Consider the following 16383-nt stretch of genomic DNA (forward strand, 5'->3'; position numbering starts at 1 on the left):
TTACCCTTCGCCCGTGGTGGTGAACTTGTCGTAGAAGACGCGCTTTTCGGCGACGCCGAGCGCGGGCAGCAGTTCCAGCGCGGCCTCCACCATCGGCGGCGGACCGCAGACGTAGGCGTCGGCTCCGGTCAGGTCGAGGCCGGCCTGGCGCAGGACGTCGGTGATCAGGCCGGTCTCGCCGTCCCAGGCGTCGTCACCCGGTTCGGAAAGCGCTGGGACGTAACGGAAGTTCGGCAGTTTCTCCTCGAGCTCCCGCAGTTCCGCGTGGAAGCAGAGGTCCGCCTCGCGGCGGGCGCCGTAGTAGTAGGTCGCCTTCCGGTCGATGCCGCGCTCGGCCATGGACCGCAGCAGCGACAGGATCGGCGCCATCCCGGCCCCGCCGCCGACGAAGACCAGGTCCTTGCCCGGGTTGTCCCGGAGGGTGAACACCCCGAACGGGCCGGTCACCCGGAGCCGGTCGCCGACCGCGACATCGGTGTCCAGGAACCGGGAGAACAGCCCGTCGGGGTAGATCTTGATGACGAACTCCAGGAGCCCGTCACGCGCCGAGGTGTTGGCCATGGAAAACGACCGGGTCTCCTCGGAGTCCGGGATCGCGAAGTCCAGGTACTGCCCGGGAAAGAACTTCAGCGACTGGTCCGGGTCGGTGAGCTTGACGACGAGGTGACGCAGGTCGTGCGTGACGTGGTCGTTCGCGACGACCTCCACTTCGGCCTCCTGGATCGGCAGGCCGGACTGGATCATCTCCTCGTCGTAGTTGAGCAGCTCGATCGTGAGGTCTTCGTAGGCGTGGGCCCGGCACAGCAGCGTGAAGCCTTCCTCCTTTTCGTAGTCCGGAAGCGCGAAGGTCGAATAGCGGTCGTGTTCGACGTCTTCGCCGTCGAGGATGAACGACTTGCAGGCCGCGCACTGCCCTTCCTTGCAGCCGTGCATGAGCATGACGCCCTGCTCGGCGGCGGCGCGCAGGATCGTGGTGTCCTCGGCGACGTCGATCTCGATCCCGACCGGTTCGAACCGGACGCGGTGCTTTTCCGCCATCCCAGCCCCATTCCGGCACTTTCACGTGAAAGTGCCCACCTGGGGGCGGCACTTTCACGTGAAAGTGCCGCCCTCGTCGGTCGTGTCAGGCCTTTTGCGGCGCCGGGCGCCCGGCCGGGCCCTGGCGGTTGTAGTCGGCCACGAACGCGGCCCGCTCGTCGGCGGACATCTGGTTCAGCAGCACGTTCGGCGACTGCACCTCCGGCATCCGGCGCAGGTGGTCGAGCGTCCACATCTTCTTGGGGTCGAGGTCCAGGTGCGGCTGCGCGACCATGGTCTTGCCGTCGTCACGCACGAAGCCCATGTCGGTGACGACGTCGGCCCAGTTCCAGCCGTGGTAGAGCGTCTCCCACTCGCGGGCACCGACCAGCTTGCCCATGTTCGGGGTGTTGCGGCCCTGGTAGGTGGGCCGGAACGCCTCGGCGTCGGTCCAGCGGCACGTCTCCGAGCAGTACGTGCGGTGCTGGCCGTCGACCTCGTCGACCACCATGTCCTCGCGGATCAGGCACGGGACCATGCAGGTCCAGCACCGGTGCGGGTACACGTAGTCGACGTCTTCGGCGACGATCGGGTGGTGCCCGTTCGGCGTCGCGAGGCGGGCGTAGTTCTCCCACCACTTGCCGTACTTGTCGTACCACCCGGGGTACTTGTACTCGAACCACTCGAAGTCCTCGTCCGTCATCGGGTCGATGCGCCAGTAGTTGGCGAGCCACCCGGTGGCGAAGAACTGCGCGACCTCGTGCACGTAGCCCTTGTTCCAGATCCGGTTCCACGCCTCTTCGATGAGGTCGTGCGGGATCACGAGCCCGTACTTCTCGAGCGGGACGAGGTAGGACCGGTAGTAGTCGTCGTAGATCCAGCGGCGCCACATCTCCGCGTAGGACTCGCGGTCCTTGCGGCGGTCCTTGGTGCCGTACTCGATGAACGTGCCGATCGCGGCGTCGACGACGGCGTGGTTGTTCCACCACGCGTACCGCAGGTCGCGTTCGAGCAGCTGGTGGTTGCTCTCGTCCGACAACGCCATCAGCAGCGTCGCGTAGCCGTTGCTGATGTGCCGGGACTCGTCGGACTGCACCGAGTGGAACACCGTCGGCAGCAGGTAGTCGCCGTTCGCGGCGGCTTCGGCCGGCATGGCGACGAACAGCGTGTTGGTGAACGCCGTCTCCGCCACGATCGTCAGGTAGATGCTCGCCGCGGTGATGGCGTCACCGGTGATGAACCCTTCGGCGAACTGACGGCCGATCGTGCCGCAGTAGTCGTTCTGGAAGTTGCGCAGGCTCGAGTTGAAGCCCGCCGGGTCGATGTAGTTCTGCATGTACAGGCGCTTGAGGTTCTGCTGGATCGTCGAGTGCCGGACCTCGTCGATCATCTGGATCGCCTGGCCGTTGTGCAGCTCCGGGTTGGGCACCGTGCGGAACAGCAGCGGCATCGCCCGCGCGGCCGAGATCTCCGGCAGCGGGATGATCGACAGGAACAGCTTCTGCCATTCCAGCCAGCGTTCCTGCACCTGCCGGAACATGTTGCCGCGGATCGCGCCGTCTTCGGCGCCGTAGACCCGGTGGTCCTTTTCTTCCTGCATCGGGAAGTAGGACCGGAGGACCTGCTTCAGCGGGTCCTTCTTCTTGGCCTTCTGGAAGGTGTAGTCGGTCCCGTAGTGCGAAACCGGGGTGTGGTACGCCGGCTCCCACGACAGTTCTTGGATCTTCTGGTGGGCTTTCGCCACACTCTGGCGACTCATGGAGACTCCTTGTCCGTCGCTCGCCGTCGGGGCGGACGTCCTGCGTTCACCATTCAAGGGGCGGCCACGAGTGACGCGGGTCTCAATCTGAGACAGAACCGCTGCTCAGGGCGTTTCGTCCGCACCGAGCATGCGGGCGCGCAATTCGGCCAGCTCGTTTTGCACGCCGTTCCGCACGCGCGCGTCCCCTTCCACGGTCGGGGTGATCCCGAGCGCGCGCAGCAGCGCCGCGGCCGGCTCACCCGGATGTCCCTCCCCGCCGAACACCGGGTGCAGCCCCTGTTCGGCCAGATGCGTGAAAACCAGGTTGACGATCGTCCACGGGTTGTAGGTCTCCGCGGCATCGGCGGCCATGAGCCCTCCTCCTGGTCAGCGGTCTCTTCCGGGTCCATCCGACCGCCGACGGCGCGCCCCGGCCGTCTCAATTTGAGACACCGCCGCGGCGCAACGCGCTCTAGGCTGGACGGGCGGCACAACGGGTGTGCCCGCACCCACGTGGGCCGCGGGAAAATGGAGGTCACGCGTGGACGACATCGCGCCCGGAACCCTGCTCGCCGACGACGAGCTCGCCCGCACCCGGGTGCGTTTCCTGACCGCCGAACCGGTGCCCCCCGGAACAGTCCGGCAGACGATCCTCGCCTCCTGGCGGCGGTCGCAGGAGTTCCAGGTGCAGGCCGAGCGGATCGACCCGCTGTTCCACGGTGACCAGAACCTCGACATCCCGCTGATGCGCGGCGCCGAACCGGTGCTCCACAAGCTGGGCGAGCAGTTCGACGGCCAGCCGATCAGCCTCATCCTCACCGACGCCAGTGGCGTGGTGCTCACCCAGCGGACCGGTGACGCCGACCTGCGCCGGCACCTCGAGCGCGTCGAGCTGGTGCCCGGGTTCAGCTACGGCGAGCAGTCCGTCGGCACCAACGGCATCGGCACCGCGCTGGAGGACGGCCGCGCGACGACGGTGTTCGGTCACGAGCACTACGCCGAGCACCTGGAGAACCTCGCCTGCGCCGGCGTCCCGATCCACCACCCGATCTCCGGCAAGAAGATCGGCGCCGTCGACCTCACCTGCTGGTACAAGGACGCGGGCGGCCTGCTCATCGCGCTGGCCCGCTCGACCGCCGAGCAGATCCGGCAGGCCCTGCTGCGCCACAGCGACCTGCGGGAGATGATCCTCTTCCAGGCCTACCTGCAGACCTGCCGCCGCTGGACCGGCATCGTGCTCGCGTTCAACGAGGACATCGTGATGATGAACGACCGGGCCCGGCAGCTGCTCGACCCGGCCGACCAGTCGGTGCTGCTCAGTCACGCGACCGAGGCGCTGGCCGACGGCCGCCGGACGTCGGCCACGCTCGCCCTCTCCAGCGGCCTGCGGGTGCGGGTGTTCTGCCGCCGCGTCCCCGGCCAGCGCGAGACCGACACCGCGGGTGGTGTGCTGTCGGTCAAGCTGATCGAGGCGGAGGACACGATCGCGGCGTCGACGCCGATGCTGCCGATGTACCTGCCGGGCGTCGTCGGCTCGGCGCCGCTGTGGCTGCGCTGCGGGCACGACCTCGACACCGGCCACCAGCGCGGCGAGTGGGTCGCGCTCGAGGGTGAGCCGGGCACCGGCAAGCTCACCCTCGCGAAGGGCCTGCACCAGCGCCACCACCCGGCGGACCGGCTGCTCACCGTCGACGCGGCGACGGCGACGGGCCCCGACTGGGCGGGCTCGCTGCTGCGCGAACACGCCGAAACCCCGATCCGCACGCTGGTGGTGCGCCACGCCGACCGCCTGCCGGCGCCGGCGGCGAACGGGCTGGCGACGGTGCTGCGCGAACTGCGGGAGCGGCCCGACGCGCCCTGGGTCGTCGCGACGCTGGTGCCGGAGGCCGAGACCGAACCGAGGCTGGCCGAGCTGCTGAAGTCGTTCCCGCGGACGGTGCTCGTGCCACCGCTGCGCCACCACATCGAGGACCTGGCCGAGCTGGTGCCGCTGGCGCTGAGCAAGCTGGGCTACGGCGGCCGGCTGACGTGTTCGGCCGCGGCGCTGCACCTGCTGATGCGGGCGGAGTGGCCGGGCAACACCGGGCAGCTCTACCAGGTGCTGCGCAAGGTGGCCCAGCGCCGCCGGGCCGGCACCATCCGCCCGGGCGACCTCCCCGCGGAGTTCCACGCCGTGACGCGGCGGCCGCTGAACCGCTTCGAGTCGATCGAGCGGGACGCCATCGTCCGGTGCCTCGAAGACGCGGACGGGAACAAGGTGCGGGCGGCCAAGCTGCTCGGCATCTCGCGGGCGACGATCTACCGCAAGATCCACGAGTACGGGATCGTGCCGCCGACCCGCTGACGCCGGCTCCGAGCTTCAGCGCGCGTCCAGCTCCGCCAGCTGGTGGGCGAGCTTCCCCCGCACCGGCGGCAGCGAGAACGCCGCCTTCAGCACGGTGTTGCGCAGCAGGCGCGCCGGGCGGGGCCGCAGGGTCGCCATCCGGGTCATGCGGTCGGTGAACGCCACGACGCCGGTCGCGACGGGGCGGCGGGTCGTCTCGTAGGTGTCCAGGAGCGCGTCCGGCTCGCCCGCGGCCACCCTGGCCAGCAGCCGGCCGAGCACCACGGCGTCCTGGATGCCGGTGTTCATGCCCTGCCCGCCCGCCGGGCTGTGCACGTGAGCGGCGTCGCCGGCCAGCAGGACCCGGCCCGCGCGGTAGTGGTCGGCCACCCGGTGGTGCACCCGGAACCGCGAGCTCCAGACGACCTCGGTGACCCGGCTGCGAGCGCCCTCCGGCCCGCGCTTGTCCACAATGGACTGGATGTCGGCGGTCCCGGGGTGTTCGGGGGCCTCGGCGACCGTCGCGACCACCCGGTAGTGGTCGTCGCCGCCGGGCAGCGGGGCGACCACCGTGACCCCTTCCGGCGAGAGGTGCAGGCTGACCTCGTCGCGCTCAAGCGGCCAGCCCATCCGGACGTCGGCCAGCACGAACGACTCGGCGTAGCTCGCCCCGGTGAAGCCGATGCCCGCCTGCTCGCGCACGGTGCTGTGCATGCCGTCGGCGCCGATGACGTACTTCGCGCGCACGGCGGCGCCGGTCGTCGTGACCGTGACGCCCGTGTCGTCGCCCTCGACCGCGGTGACCTCGTACGGGCGGTGCACGTCGCCGCCGGCTTCGCGCAGCCGCTCGAGCAGCACCGCTTCGGTCCGGTCCTGCGGCACCATCAGCGTGTACGGGTGCTCGGTGGGCAGGTCGCCGAACCCGATCCGGGCGAGCACGGTGGCGCCGTCGCGGACGGTGAACGTCGGGACGACGACACCCAGCTCCTTCAGCCGTTCGGTGACGCCGAGCTCTGCCAGCACCTCCAGGGTCCGGGCGTGGATCACGCAGGCCCGTGAGGTGTTCGCGCCCTCGGCCTGGCGGTCGAGCAGCACGAAGTCGACGCCGGCGTCGGCGAGGGCGATCGCGGCGGTGAGCCCGGCGGGGCCACCGCCGACGACCAGGACATCGGTGCGGGCGGGCAGGGACATGACGGCTCCTCCGAAGTTGCCAACAACTGTTGGCATCCACGTAAGCACCCTCGGCCTGGCTTGTCAACAAGTGTTGGCCTACACTTGTTGACATGAGCTCCCCCCGCCGTTCAGACGCCACCCGGGCGACCATCCTGGAGGCCGCGCGCCGCCGGTTCGCCGCCGACGGCTTCCGCCGCGCGACGATCCGCGCGATCGCCGCCGACGCGGACATCGACCCGTCGATGGTGATGCGCTACTACGGCAGCAAGGACGGCCTGTTCGCCGCGGCCGTCGACGTCGAGCTCGACCTGCCGGACCTGGCCGCGGCCGACCCGGACACGGTCGGTGAGCTGCTGACCCGGCAGTTCCTCGTGCTGTGGGAGCAGCCGCCGACCGACGAGATCCTGCTGACGCTGCTGCGCTCCGCCGTCGCGGACGACGCCGTCGTCGAGAAGATCCGCGACGTGTTCGCCGGCCAGGTCACCCCCGCGGTCCTGCGGTTCGGCAACCCGGCCGACGCACCGCGCCGCGCGGGCCTGATCGTGAGCCAGCTGTTCGGCCTGGCGCTCACGCGGTACGTGCTGCGCCTGCCCCCGGTGGTGGCACTGACCCCGGCGGAGATCGTCGCCGAGATCGCGCCGACCGTGCAGCGCTACCTGTCGGGGGTCACTTCGGCGGGTTGACCGCCGCGGCGACGTCGGCGATCGTCTGCGGGTCGACCAGGCCGGTGTCCTCCGTGACGTTCATGTGGTCGAGCACCGTCTGGTTCGCCTGCGTCGCGTGCCGGCGGATGACGTCGTTCTGCGTGCCGGCGCGGACCTCGGCGATGGTCGCGAAGATCTTGCCGTGCGAGGCGCGCAGCAGGTTTCACGAACAGCTTGTCGAACTCGAGCCCCTGGGCGGCGGTCAGCTGCCGGACCCAGCCCTGCTGCTCGGCGCCGGCCAGGTCGGGCGGCGTGACGCCGAGCATCTTCGCGTCCTCGCGGACGAGCTGGTCGAGGTGAAAGTGCCCGTCCAGCAGGTGCAGCCCGGCGCGTTTCACCGCGTCACTGCCGGCGTGGGACTGCGCGAGGTCGCCGGCGGGCATCTCCCACAGGCCCGCCTGGCGGACCTTGACCAGGAACGTCTTGTCCAGCTCGGTGACCGGCCCGGCGCCGGCGACGTTCGCTGCCGCGACCGGGCCCGCCTGCATCCCCGCCATGGTGTGCCCGTAGGCCGGGACCTGCGCCTGCGTCGACCCGGGGGCGGTTTGGGCACTGGCCTTCAGCACCAGGACCGAGCCCGCGGCGACCACGGCGAGCGTGGCCACCACGACCAGCACGGTCCGGGTCCTGGGCGTGTGCCGGGTACTACGGCTCCCGTCGCGACGGAGTTCACCAAAATCTGGATTATTTCTGTTGCGTGCCAACGGTTTCCCGCAGTCCACAGTGGAGGCACAAGAAAGGGCAGCCGATCCGGCCGGACGGCCCGGTGAGCGCCGGGGCGGCCCATCTTGACCGATACTCTTGCGGTTGGCAAGTATTGCGTCATGCAAACCCTCGAAACCGCGTCCCCGGCCGCCGACCCGGATGTCGAAGCCCTGGACGGCCTCACCCTGGTCCTGGTCGGCATCGCGTGGGAGTGCGCGCACGCGGCGCCGCCGGAGGTGTCGTTCCCGCAGACGCGGCTGCTGCTCATCCTCGACCGCCTCGGCCGGGTCCCGAGCTCGCGGCTGGCGGCGGCGACGGGCGTGAACGCGTCGTCGGTGACCCGGCTGGCCGACCGGCTGGAGGCGCTCGGGTACGTGGTCCGCGGCCGCGACGCGCGCAACCGGAGCGTCGTGACCCTGGAGGTCACCACGACCGGGCGTGAGCTGGTGACGCGGATCCTCGACCGGCGGCACGCGGCGCTGGGCGAGCTGCTGGACCGCCTGCCCCCTGGTCAGCGGAAGACGGCGGCCACGGCGGCCCGGCGCCTGGTCCAGGCGGCGGCGACGATCCCCGCGCTCGGCCCCGTCCCGCTGTGAGTGCCATCCTGGACGGCATGCCGACCCGCTGGACGTGCCCGCAGTGCGACCGCGAGTTCGCGCGCGCCGGCCAGGGCCACACGTGCGTCCCGGGCTGCACGGTCGACGAGACGTTCGCCGGCCGCGCCCCCTGGCAGCGCGAGGTCTACGACGCGGTCGTCACGCACCTGCGCACCCTGGGCGACGTCCACGAGGACGCCGTCAAGGTGGGGGTGTTCCTCAAGCGCGACCGGAAGCTGGCCGAGCTGCGCCCGCGCTCACGCGACGTCCTGGTGTATCTGTGGCTGCCCCACCCGCTGGAGACGGCGCGGATCGCCCCGGCGAGCTGGGCGAGCGGCCCCCGCGTGGGACACAAGCTGATCCTGCGCACGGTGTCCGATGTGGACGACGACGTGCGCGAGTGGCTGACGGTCGCGTTCGAGATCGCCTGATCCACCCGCTACCGCCGGGACGCCGGCGCGCCCCGGCGACGGCTTCCCCCTCAGCGGGTGCGCGCGGCGCTCCAGGCCGCGGTCACCGCCCTTCCGCCCAGCCGTTGATCAGCCCCGCGCTGAGGGCCGAGTTCCACGGGAAAAGATGCACGATGCAGACCCCTCGCGGGGTCGCGTTCAACGCGATCATCACCGTCCAGTACGCCGCGAAATGGAGAATCGCCAACCCGAGCCAGCCCAATGCGGAAAGAAGGCCCGCCCACGTCAGAAGACCTTTCGCGATCAGCGTCCCGATCACGGCAAGCAGATTTCCCGCGGCCGTTCCGAGCAGCCCCTTGAGCGCCGCGGAGATCTTTTCCGCACAAGCGGCATCCAGGCAGACCCGGACACCGAGAGGATAGATCCACGCCCACTGGATCGACCATTGACCGTGGGCGAGACATTCCCCCACTTCCTTGACGAAGGTCCAGATCTGTTCGGCGAGCTTCGCGTAGTCCGGACCCGGCGCCGGCGGTGGCGGCTTCTTGTCGCCGCCGTCGCCACCCCCGCCGTTCTCCGGCCGCTGCCTGAGCACGATGCGGTCCAGGGGGACACCGTCCTCGGCGAACCGCAGGAGCGGGGTGAACCCGGACGGACGCGGCGGGAACTCGGGCCGGATCCGCAGCAGCGGCAGCGAGAACGCCGCCGAGTCGGTCAGCATCGCGACGTGTTCTTCGGACAGCACGTAGTCGGGACGAGCCGGAAAAGCTTCCAACGCCGCCCGGACCTCCCGCGCGGAAGCACCCTCGTGGATCCCGAGCCACTCCCAGTCGGGCAGCCCCATGGTCTCCACCGAGTAGGCGTGCGAGAGGGACCGCCACGGGATGGCGCGGAAGCCCGGGTCGTCGGGGCCCGGCCCGAACGGCCGCACGGCGAAGCCGTCGTCGACGGTGGCCAGGAACCTGTCCGCGATCTCGTCGGAAGCCGGCGAACCGGTCAGCTCCCGGATCGATCCGGCGATCGAATCGCGCTGGTCGACCTCCGTCCGCCCGGAAGTCCAGTCGACGTGAATTTTCGGCGCGATCAGATCTATCAATCGTTGGGTTCGGCCGTTGGCGGCCTCGACCACGGGCGCAAGATCGGAGAGGAAGATCTCGTCCATCGGATCATCCAGCTTTCTCGAAAGTTCGGCGAACAGGGTATGGCAAAGTTGTTACTCGCCACTACCTCGAGCGCCGTTACAACGATCATCGAATATCGTGCACGGTGCACCGGAATACCGGTGCGTAGTCCTTCAAAACCACAGCATTCGCCGCTTCCCGAATCGGGCGGGACATCTGCTCCAGCACCCGGTTGCGCCCCGGGAGGTAGGGCATCAGCTTGATCATCCGGGTGTTGAACCACGCGAACGCCCGGGACTGCGGGATGATCCCGCGCAGCGCCGCCTTCGCCAGCGCCTGGTTCTTCTCGATGTACGGCCGCATCTCCGTCTCGTACCGGGACAACGCCGTCGCGAAGTCGTCCGACGCCGCCAGCTCCCCCGCCAAGACGTACGCCCCCACCAACGCCAGGCTCGTGCCCTGGCCCGAGGCCGGGGACGCGCAGTAGCCCGCGTCGCCCAGCAGGGTCACGCGGCCGGTCGACAGGTGGTCCATGACGATCTGGCAGACCGGGTCGAAGTAGAAGTCGCCCGCCGAGCGCATGGCTTCGAGCAGCTCCGGAATCGCCCAGCCCAGCCCGGCGAACCGGCCGGCCACGAGGTCCTTCTGGCCCTCGACGTCACGGCGGTCGTAGGACAGCGGGGGCGCGGAGAACCAGAACGCGGCCTTCGCGTCGTCGGCGCGGGCGGTGCTGTAGACGTTGACCATCTTGCCCGGCGCCGCCGAGTGCAGCAGCTCCCAGCGGTCGAGAGCAAAACTGTTGGGCACGGTCGAGATCGAGATGTAGGCGTCGAACCGGCGCAGGAAGTCCTCCTCCGGGCCGAACGCCAGCGCGCGGACGCCGGAGTGCAGGCCGTCCGCGCCGACCACCAGGTCGAACCGGCGCGGCGCGCCGTGGGCGAAGGTCACGTGGACGCCGTCCGCGCGCTCGTCGAGGCCGGTGACCCAGTCGCCGAAGACGTACTCGGTGTCGTCGCGGGTCGCGGCGTAGAGGATCTTCGCGAGGTCGCCGCGCAGGATCTCGGTGTCGTCGCCGTGGCGGAAGCCGAACGTGTCGGCGTCGAGCGTCGCGAGCTCCTTGCCGCGCTTGTTCACGAACGCGGCGCCCTGCATGTCGGTGCTCGCCGCGTGCACCTGCTCCAGCAGGCCCATCCGGCGCACGACGTCCACGGCGACCCCGCGGATGTCGACCTTGTAACCGCCTTCGCGCAGGCTCGGGGCCCGCTCGACGACGGTGGCGCGGAAGCCGTGGCGGTGCAGCCAGAAGGCGAGGGCGGGGCCGGCGACGCTGGCCCCGGAGATCAGGATGTTCTTCGTCATGCCACGAACTCTGGGCCCGGTCGCCAACCGCTCACGAACCGAGCGCGAACCGCCGCTGACCGAGCTCCTGAAGTGCCTGCTCAGGGGGCATCTCGCGGCCGCGGTCGAAGGCTTCGGCGTAAGCCTCGGCGCCGATGCGGGCCCGCACGCGCTCGGTCACCGCGGCGACGTCGGCGTCCCCGGTGACCGGCGCGCCGCGCAGCCCGACGGCGGCCCCGAGCAGGAACGCGGCCCGGTGGTCCTCGGCCCGGGCGGCGAGCACCCCGGCCAGTCCTTCGACCGCCTGCGCCGCGCCGGGCAGGTTCACGTGGTCGAGCGCCGTCGCCAGCGCCTCCTGGTGCAGCTCGGTCGCCTCATCGAGCCCACCCTCGGCGGCCGCGGTCCAGCCGAAGCCGGTGTAGAGGCGGATCCGCGTCTCACCGCCGGTCACCGGGCCCGCGGGCAGCGCGAGCGCCGAGGTGTACCAGCGCCGGGCCGCGGACAGGTCGCCCGCGCGCCGCGCGATCTCCCCCAGCCCGCCGCGCGCCCGGGCCAGCATCACCGGTGTCCCGGCCGCGCGGGCCTGCTCGGCGGCGGCTTCGTAGTCGGCTCGGGCGGCCTCGGCGTCCCCGGCCCGGAGCACCCCGTCGGCGCGGCGGCAGAGCAGGTCGGCGGCGTCTTCGCCGGCTCCGAGCTCACCGGCCAGCCGGACGGACTCGTCCATCAGCTCGCGGAACCGCGCGTGCTCACCGCGCCAGTCGGCGAACTCCGCGAGCTTCTCCAGCGCGCTCGCCTCACCCCAGCGGTCGCCGAGGGCGCGGAACCCGTCCAGCGCCGCCGAGAAGTGCCCTTCGGCTTCGGCGACCCGGCCGCGGTACTGCGCGCCGAGGCCGTCGCCGACCCGGGTGAACGCGCGCGACCACGCGTCGTCGCCGACGAGCGCGGCCAGCCGTTCACCCTCCTTCACCTTGGTACGCGGGGAAAACGCCCACAGCAGGAAGAGGTACGGGTACCGCAGCGGGCCGGGGTGGGCGGCCAGGATCGGCTCGATCTCGACGTCGGTGTCCGACGCGTGGATCACGCACAGGACGTACTCCTCGACGAGCCTGGGCGGCGGCTCGGGGCCGACGGCGGCGAGCACGGCGTCCGCGAACGGCGCCGCCTCGCCGCGCAGGCCGCGCAGCCACCAGTACCAGGTGAGCGCCGCGAGGAGCCGCAGCGCGACGTCCGGCGCGTGCTCGACGCTCCAGCGCAGCGCCGCGTGGAGGTCGGCGTGCTCGGCGGTCAGTTCCGCCAAGGCGGTCAGCTGGTCCGCGCCGCGCAGTTTCGGTTCGGCGGCGCGGGCGAGGTCGAGGAAGTACTTCGCGTGCGCCTCGTGCCGGTCGTCACCCTGCTCGGCGCAGAACGCGCGGATCGTCTCGAGCATCCGGTAACGGCCGCCGGCGAACTCGACGAGGGACTTCTCCACCAGGCCGGTGAGCACGAAGTCGGTGTCGGGGACGTCGCAGACCCGCTCGACCGCGTCGAGCCGGGCGCCGCCGGTGAACACCGCGAACCGGCCGGCGAGCCACTGTTCGTCCGGCTCCAGGAGGTCCCAGCTCCACTCGACGACCCCGCGCAGCGTCCGGTGCCGCGGCTCGGCGGTCCGCTCCCCGCGGGAAAGCAGCCGGAAGGGCTCGCCGAGCCGGGCGGCGACGTCGGCCGCGGACATCGACTTCAGCCGCGCGGCGGCGAGCTCGATCGCCAGCGGAAGACCGTCGAGGGCGGTGCAGATGCGCGTGACCGCCGTGGGATCGGGCTCCTGAGCACCGGCCACCGCCGCGGCCCGGTCCTTGAACAGCCGTTCGGCGGCTTCGGCGGGCAGCGCGCCGACCGGCACCAGCGTTTCGCCGGTCAGGCCGAGCGCCTCCCGGCTGGTGGCGAGCACCCGCAGCCCGGCGCACTCGCCGAGCAGCCGCCGGACCAGGGTGGCGGCCCGGGCGACGACGTGTTCGCAGTTGTCGAGGACCAGCAGCAGCGGCCGGTCGGCGAGCCCGGCGACCAGCCGGTCGGCCGGATCCGCGGGCGCGCCCGGCGCGAGCACACCCTGTTCCCGCAGGCCCAGCGCGGCGAGCACGGCTCGCGGGACGTCGGTCGTCGTGGCCAGCTCGACGAAGCACACTTCGCCGGTTTCGCCGGCCGCGGCCTCGACGGCGAGCCGGGTCTTGCCCGCGCCACCGGGCCCGATGAGCGTGACGAGCCGGGCGTCACGCAGGGCCGCGGTCAGCCGGTCGAGCTCGGTCCGGCCGACAAACGCGGTGAGCGGCACCGGGACCCGCCGCGCCGGCGCGGGCGCGGCGGCCCGCAGGACGGCGACGTGCGCGTCCGCGAGCTCCGGAGACGGGTCCGCGCCGAGCTCGTCGGCGAGGCGCTCCCGGACTTCGGCGAAGACGGCGAGGGCTTCGGCCGGGCGTCCGCTGCCGTGCAACGCCCGGACGAGCTGCGCCGCGAGCCGCTCCCGCAGCGGATGCTCCTCGGTGAGCTCACGCAGTTCGGCGACCAGCCGCTCGTGGTGGCCGAGCGCGAGCCCGGCTTCGACGCGGTCTTCGGTCGCGGCCAGCCGCAGCTCGGCCAGCCGGGCCGCGCGCGGCGGGTCCGCGAGCCCGTCGAGCGCCGGGCCGCGCCAGAGCGCGAGCGCCTCGCCGAACAGCTCGAGCTTGGTGGTCGGATCGGGTGTCTCCCGCGCTTCGGCGGTGAGCCGTTCGAACCGGTGGACGTCGACGGCCCGCGGCTCGACGGCCAGCCGGTACCCGGCGGGCGTGAACTCGACGAGCCCGTCGGGCGCGCCGCCGTCCCGCAGCCGCCGCCGGAGCCGGGAAACCTGGGACTGCAGGGCGTCGGCGGCGCCTTCGGGCGGGTGCTCGCCGTGCAGGCCGTCGATCAGCCGCTCGGCGCTGACGACCCGCCCGGCGTCGAGGGCGAGCAACGCGAGCAGCCCACGCAGCTGCGGCCCGCCGAGGGCGACCGGGATCCCGTCGGGACGGCGGGCTTCGACCGGCCCGAGGATGGCGAACTGCACCCGCTGATTCTGGCCCGCCCCCCAAGCGCATGGACTTCGAGGGCTCGACGCGCCGGCCCGGGTGGATGCCCGGTCCCTGCCGGCTAGCGCAGGGAGTTCGCCAGCTCCTCGATGAGCACCATCTGCTCCCGGACGCCGACCTCCATGCCGGACCCGAGGATGACGTCGCGCAGCTCCTTGCTCCCGGTCTCGGTCAGCAGCTCCAGGCGCGTCCGGTCGCCGTCGAGAGCAGTGAAGGTGGCGGTGTTGAGCGGCCCGTCGACGGAGTCGAGGTCGACCCCGGGCAGCTCGAACACCTCGGTGTAGACGATCTTCTCCTCCGGCACGACTTCGCGGTACTCCCCGTGGAAGCCCACCTCGGCGCCGTCGTTCGTCTTGAGGACGTACCGCCAGCGGCCGCCGGGCCGCAGGTCCAGCTCGACCTCGGTGGTCGTGCCCCGGTGCCCGGCCCACCAGCGCCTCACCAGCTCCGGTGTGGTCCACGCGCGGTAGACGAGGTGCTTCGGCGCGGCGAACTCCCGGGTGATGAGGATCCGGTCGTCGCCGGGGGTGGTGATCTCCACGTCACTGCTCCTGTTCCTTGAGTTCTTCGAGGACGTCGTCCAGCAGCTCGAAGCGTTCCGACCAGGTCCGCTCGTAGCGGCTGACCCAGTCGTGGATGGGTTTGAGCGCGGGCCCGTTGAGCCGGTAGAGCCGCTGACGGCCGGCCCCGCGCACGTCCACGGCGCCCACCTCCCGCAGGACGCGCAGGTGCTTCGACACCTGCGGCTGCGCGAGCCCGAGCGCGTCGACGAGGTCGCCGACCGACCGCTCACCGGCCATGAGGACGTCGAGGATCTGCCGCCGCCGCGGTTCGGCGACGGCGTTGAAGGTGTCGGTCGTCGTTGCTGCTCGTGCCACGCCGCCATCATATGCCGATATGGGTATGCGTCAACACCCACACCCTGGGCACACTGGGCGGACACCCCGGCGTCTGCCACCATCAGGCCATGACGGGGGCCGGCGGTCCACAGAGGACGGACGCGCGCGGCGCCCGGCGCAGCGCCAGTGCCAGCGCCGTCCTACGGGCGGTGCTCGACGGCGGGCCGATCGCGCGCAGCACCGTCGCGCGGCGGACCGGATTGTCCGCCGCCGCGGTCAGCGGGCACGCCGGCGAGCTCCTGCGGCGCGGGCTGTTGCGCGAACTGCCCGAAGCCGAACCGCGGCGGAACGTCGGGCGGCCGCACGTGCCCGTCGACCTCGACACCGGGCGGCACGTCGCCGGGGCGCTGCACCTGGCCGTGCACCACGCGACCGTAGCGCTGCTCGACCTGCGCGGGAACGTCCTGGTGCAGCACGAAGAACCGCACGACGGCCTGGCCGCCGAAGACCTGCTCGCCCGGGCCGCGGAGATCCTCGACGACCTGCTGCTCGGGCACGCGCCGGACCGCGAGCCGCTCGGGCTCGGGGTGGCCACCGGCGGCTGGGTCGACCGCGAGTCCGGCACCGTCGTCGAACACCCGCTGCTGGACTGGAAAGACGTGCCGGTGCGGGACCTGCTGACCGAAAGCACCGGGCTGGCCGTCGAGGTCGACGGCCACGCGCGGGCGCTCGTCCACGCCGAACGCCTCTTCGGCCACCCGAGAGCCCGCGACAGCGTCGTGCAGTTGTTCACCGGCAACGTCGTCGACGCCGCGTTCGCCACCGGGGACACCGTGCACCACGGACCGCGCTCGGCCGCGGGCGCGGTGGCGCACCTGCCGGTCGACAACAGCGCCGAGCCGTGCCGCTGCGGGCGCACCGGCTGCCTCGAAGCCACCGTTTCCGAAGCGACGATCGCGCGCAAAGCGGGCATTCCCTTTCCGGACCTGCTCGCGCTCGCCGCTGCGGGCGATTCCGCCGCGGTGCGGCTGTTCCACGACCGCGCGCGGCTCATCGGCCAGGCCGCAGCCTTGCTGCTCGACGTCCTGAACCCGGCCGTGCTCGTCGTGGTCGACCGGAGTGCAGCCCAGGTGCCCGGTTGCCTTCCCGCCATCCGGGACGCGGTCCGCGAACGGTCGCGAGGACGCACCGATCCGGCGGAAACCGTTGTGCCGACGAGCTTCCCCGGCACGGAGCTGGCCACCGCCGGCGGCGCGGTGCTGCTCGACCTCCTCTACGACGACCCGCTCGGGCCGCTCCTCACCGGACTCTCGCACGCTTCGTGAATCGGCGGAGT

Annotated in this window: 15 protein-coding genes; 5 read left to right on the forward strand and 10 right to left on the reverse strand. The window is 71.7% G+C overall.

The genetic code is table 11. The features are described 5' to 3' along the window. From ACZ61C_RS43760 to ACZ61C_RS43770, 3 genes are all read right to left on the reverse strand, one after another. Nucleotides 1-1038, reverse strand: coding sequence for an FAD-binding oxidoreductase (locus ACZ61C_RS43760; RefSeq protein WP_465313868.1), 1038 nt, complete (start codon nt 1036-1038; stop codon nt 1-3). Between the two features lie 85 nt (nt 1039-1123). Further along, nucleotides 1124-2776: a ferritin family protein gene (locus ACZ61C_RS43765; RefSeq protein WP_465313869.1), complete on the reverse strand. Its 1653-nt coding sequence runs from the start codon at nt 2774-2776 to the stop codon at nt 1124-1126. A 105-nt stretch (nt 2777-2881) separates the two neighbouring features. Next, complete coding sequence (locus tag ACZ61C_RS43770) at nt 2882-3130, reverse strand: hypothetical protein (RefSeq protein ID WP_465313870.1); 249 nt, start codon at nt 3128-3130, stop codon at nt 2882-2884. Between the two features lie 169 nt (nt 3131-3299). On the opposite strand from ACZ61C_RS43770, the gene ACZ61C_RS43775 reads away from it, so the two are divergent. Next, the gene (locus ACZ61C_RS43775; RefSeq protein WP_465313871.1) at nt 3300-5102 is read left to right on the forward strand and encodes a sigma-54-dependent Fis family transcriptional regulator; all 1803 of its coding nucleotides are present in this window, start codon (nt 3300-3302) and stop codon (nt 5100-5102) included. Between the two features lie 15 nt (nt 5103-5117). Here the strand turns inward: ACZ61C_RS43775 and ACZ61C_RS43780 are convergent, their stop codons facing one another. After that, complete coding sequence (locus tag ACZ61C_RS43780) at nt 5118-6272, reverse strand: FAD-dependent oxidoreductase (protein ID WP_465313872.1); 1155 nt, start codon at nt 6270-6272, stop codon at nt 5118-5120. A 92-nt stretch (nt 6273-6364) separates the two neighbouring features. Between ACZ61C_RS43780 and ACZ61C_RS43785 the strand changes: the two genes are divergently transcribed. Then, nucleotides 6365-6937: a TetR/AcrR family transcriptional regulator gene (locus ACZ61C_RS43785; RefSeq protein WP_465313873.1), complete on the forward strand. Its 573-nt coding sequence runs from the start codon at nt 6365-6367 to the stop codon at nt 6935-6937. Here the strand turns inward: ACZ61C_RS43785 and ACZ61C_RS43790 are convergent. After that, a complete protein-coding gene (locus ACZ61C_RS43790) occupies nt 6907-7563 on the reverse strand; it encodes a DUF4142 domain-containing protein (RefSeq protein ID WP_465313874.1) in 657 nt (218 codons plus the stop codon). The genes ACZ61C_RS43785 and ACZ61C_RS43790 overlap by 31 nt on opposite strands. Before the next feature lie 219 nt (nt 7564-7782). Between ACZ61C_RS43790 and ACZ61C_RS43795 the strand changes: the two genes are divergently transcribed. Both ACZ61C_RS43795 and ACZ61C_RS43800 read left to right on the forward strand, forming a co-directional pair. Continuing rightward, complete coding sequence (locus ACZ61C_RS43795; protein WP_465313875.1) at nt 7783-8259, forward strand: MarR family winged helix-turn-helix transcriptional regulator; 477 nt, start codon at nt 7783-7785, stop codon at nt 8257-8259. Continuing rightward, nucleotides 8256-8690: a DUF5655 domain-containing protein gene (locus ACZ61C_RS43800; protein WP_465313876.1), complete on the forward strand. Its 435-nt coding sequence runs from the start codon at nt 8256-8258 to the stop codon at nt 8688-8690. Before ACZ61C_RS43795 ends, ACZ61C_RS43800 begins: the two co-directional genes overlap by 4 nt. 82 nt (nt 8691-8772) lie before the next feature. Here ACZ61C_RS43800 and ACZ61C_RS43805 read toward each other — a convergent pair whose 3' ends face one another. The 5 genes from ACZ61C_RS43805 to ACZ61C_RS43825 all read right to left on the reverse strand — a co-directional run bounded on the left by ACZ61C_RS43805 (nt 8773) and on the right by ACZ61C_RS43825 (nt 15086). Further along, entirely contained in the window at nt 8773-9831 is a 1059-nt protein-coding gene (locus ACZ61C_RS43805) for a hypothetical protein (RefSeq protein ID WP_465313877.1), read from the reverse strand. An 85-nt stretch (nt 9832-9916) separates the two neighbouring features. Then, on the reverse strand, nt 9917-11149 hold the full coding sequence (locus tag ACZ61C_RS43810; RefSeq protein WP_465313878.1) for an FAD-dependent monooxygenase: 1233 nt from the start codon (nt 11147-11149) through the stop codon (nt 9917-9919). Nucleotides 11150-11180: 31 nt separating this feature from the next. After that, complete coding sequence (locus ACZ61C_RS43815; protein ID WP_465313879.1) at nt 11181-14186, reverse strand: ATP-binding protein; 3006 nt, start codon at nt 14184-14186, stop codon at nt 11181-11183. 83 nt (nt 14187-14269) lie between these two features. Then, on the reverse strand, nt 14270-14749 hold the full coding sequence (locus ACZ61C_RS43820) for an SRPBCC family protein (protein WP_465313880.1): 480 nt from the start codon (nt 14747-14749) through the stop codon (nt 14270-14272). Nucleotide 14750: 1 nt separating this feature from the next. After that, nucleotides 14751-15086, reverse strand: coding sequence for an ArsR/SmtB family transcription factor (locus ACZ61C_RS43825; RefSeq protein WP_465313881.1), 336 nt, complete (start codon nt 15084-15086; stop codon nt 14751-14753). An 89-nt stretch (nt 15087-15175) separates the two neighbouring features. Here ACZ61C_RS43825 and ACZ61C_RS43830 point away from each other — a divergent pair, with 89 nt between their 5' ends. Beyond that, nucleotides 15176-16372, forward strand: coding sequence for an ROK family protein (locus tag ACZ61C_RS43830; RefSeq protein ID WP_465313882.1), 1197 nt, complete (start codon nt 15176-15178; stop codon nt 16370-16372). The last annotated feature ends 11 nt before the right edge of the window (nt 16373-16383 follow it).

Source organism: Amycolatopsis sp. NPDC104587 (assembly GCF_055583645.1).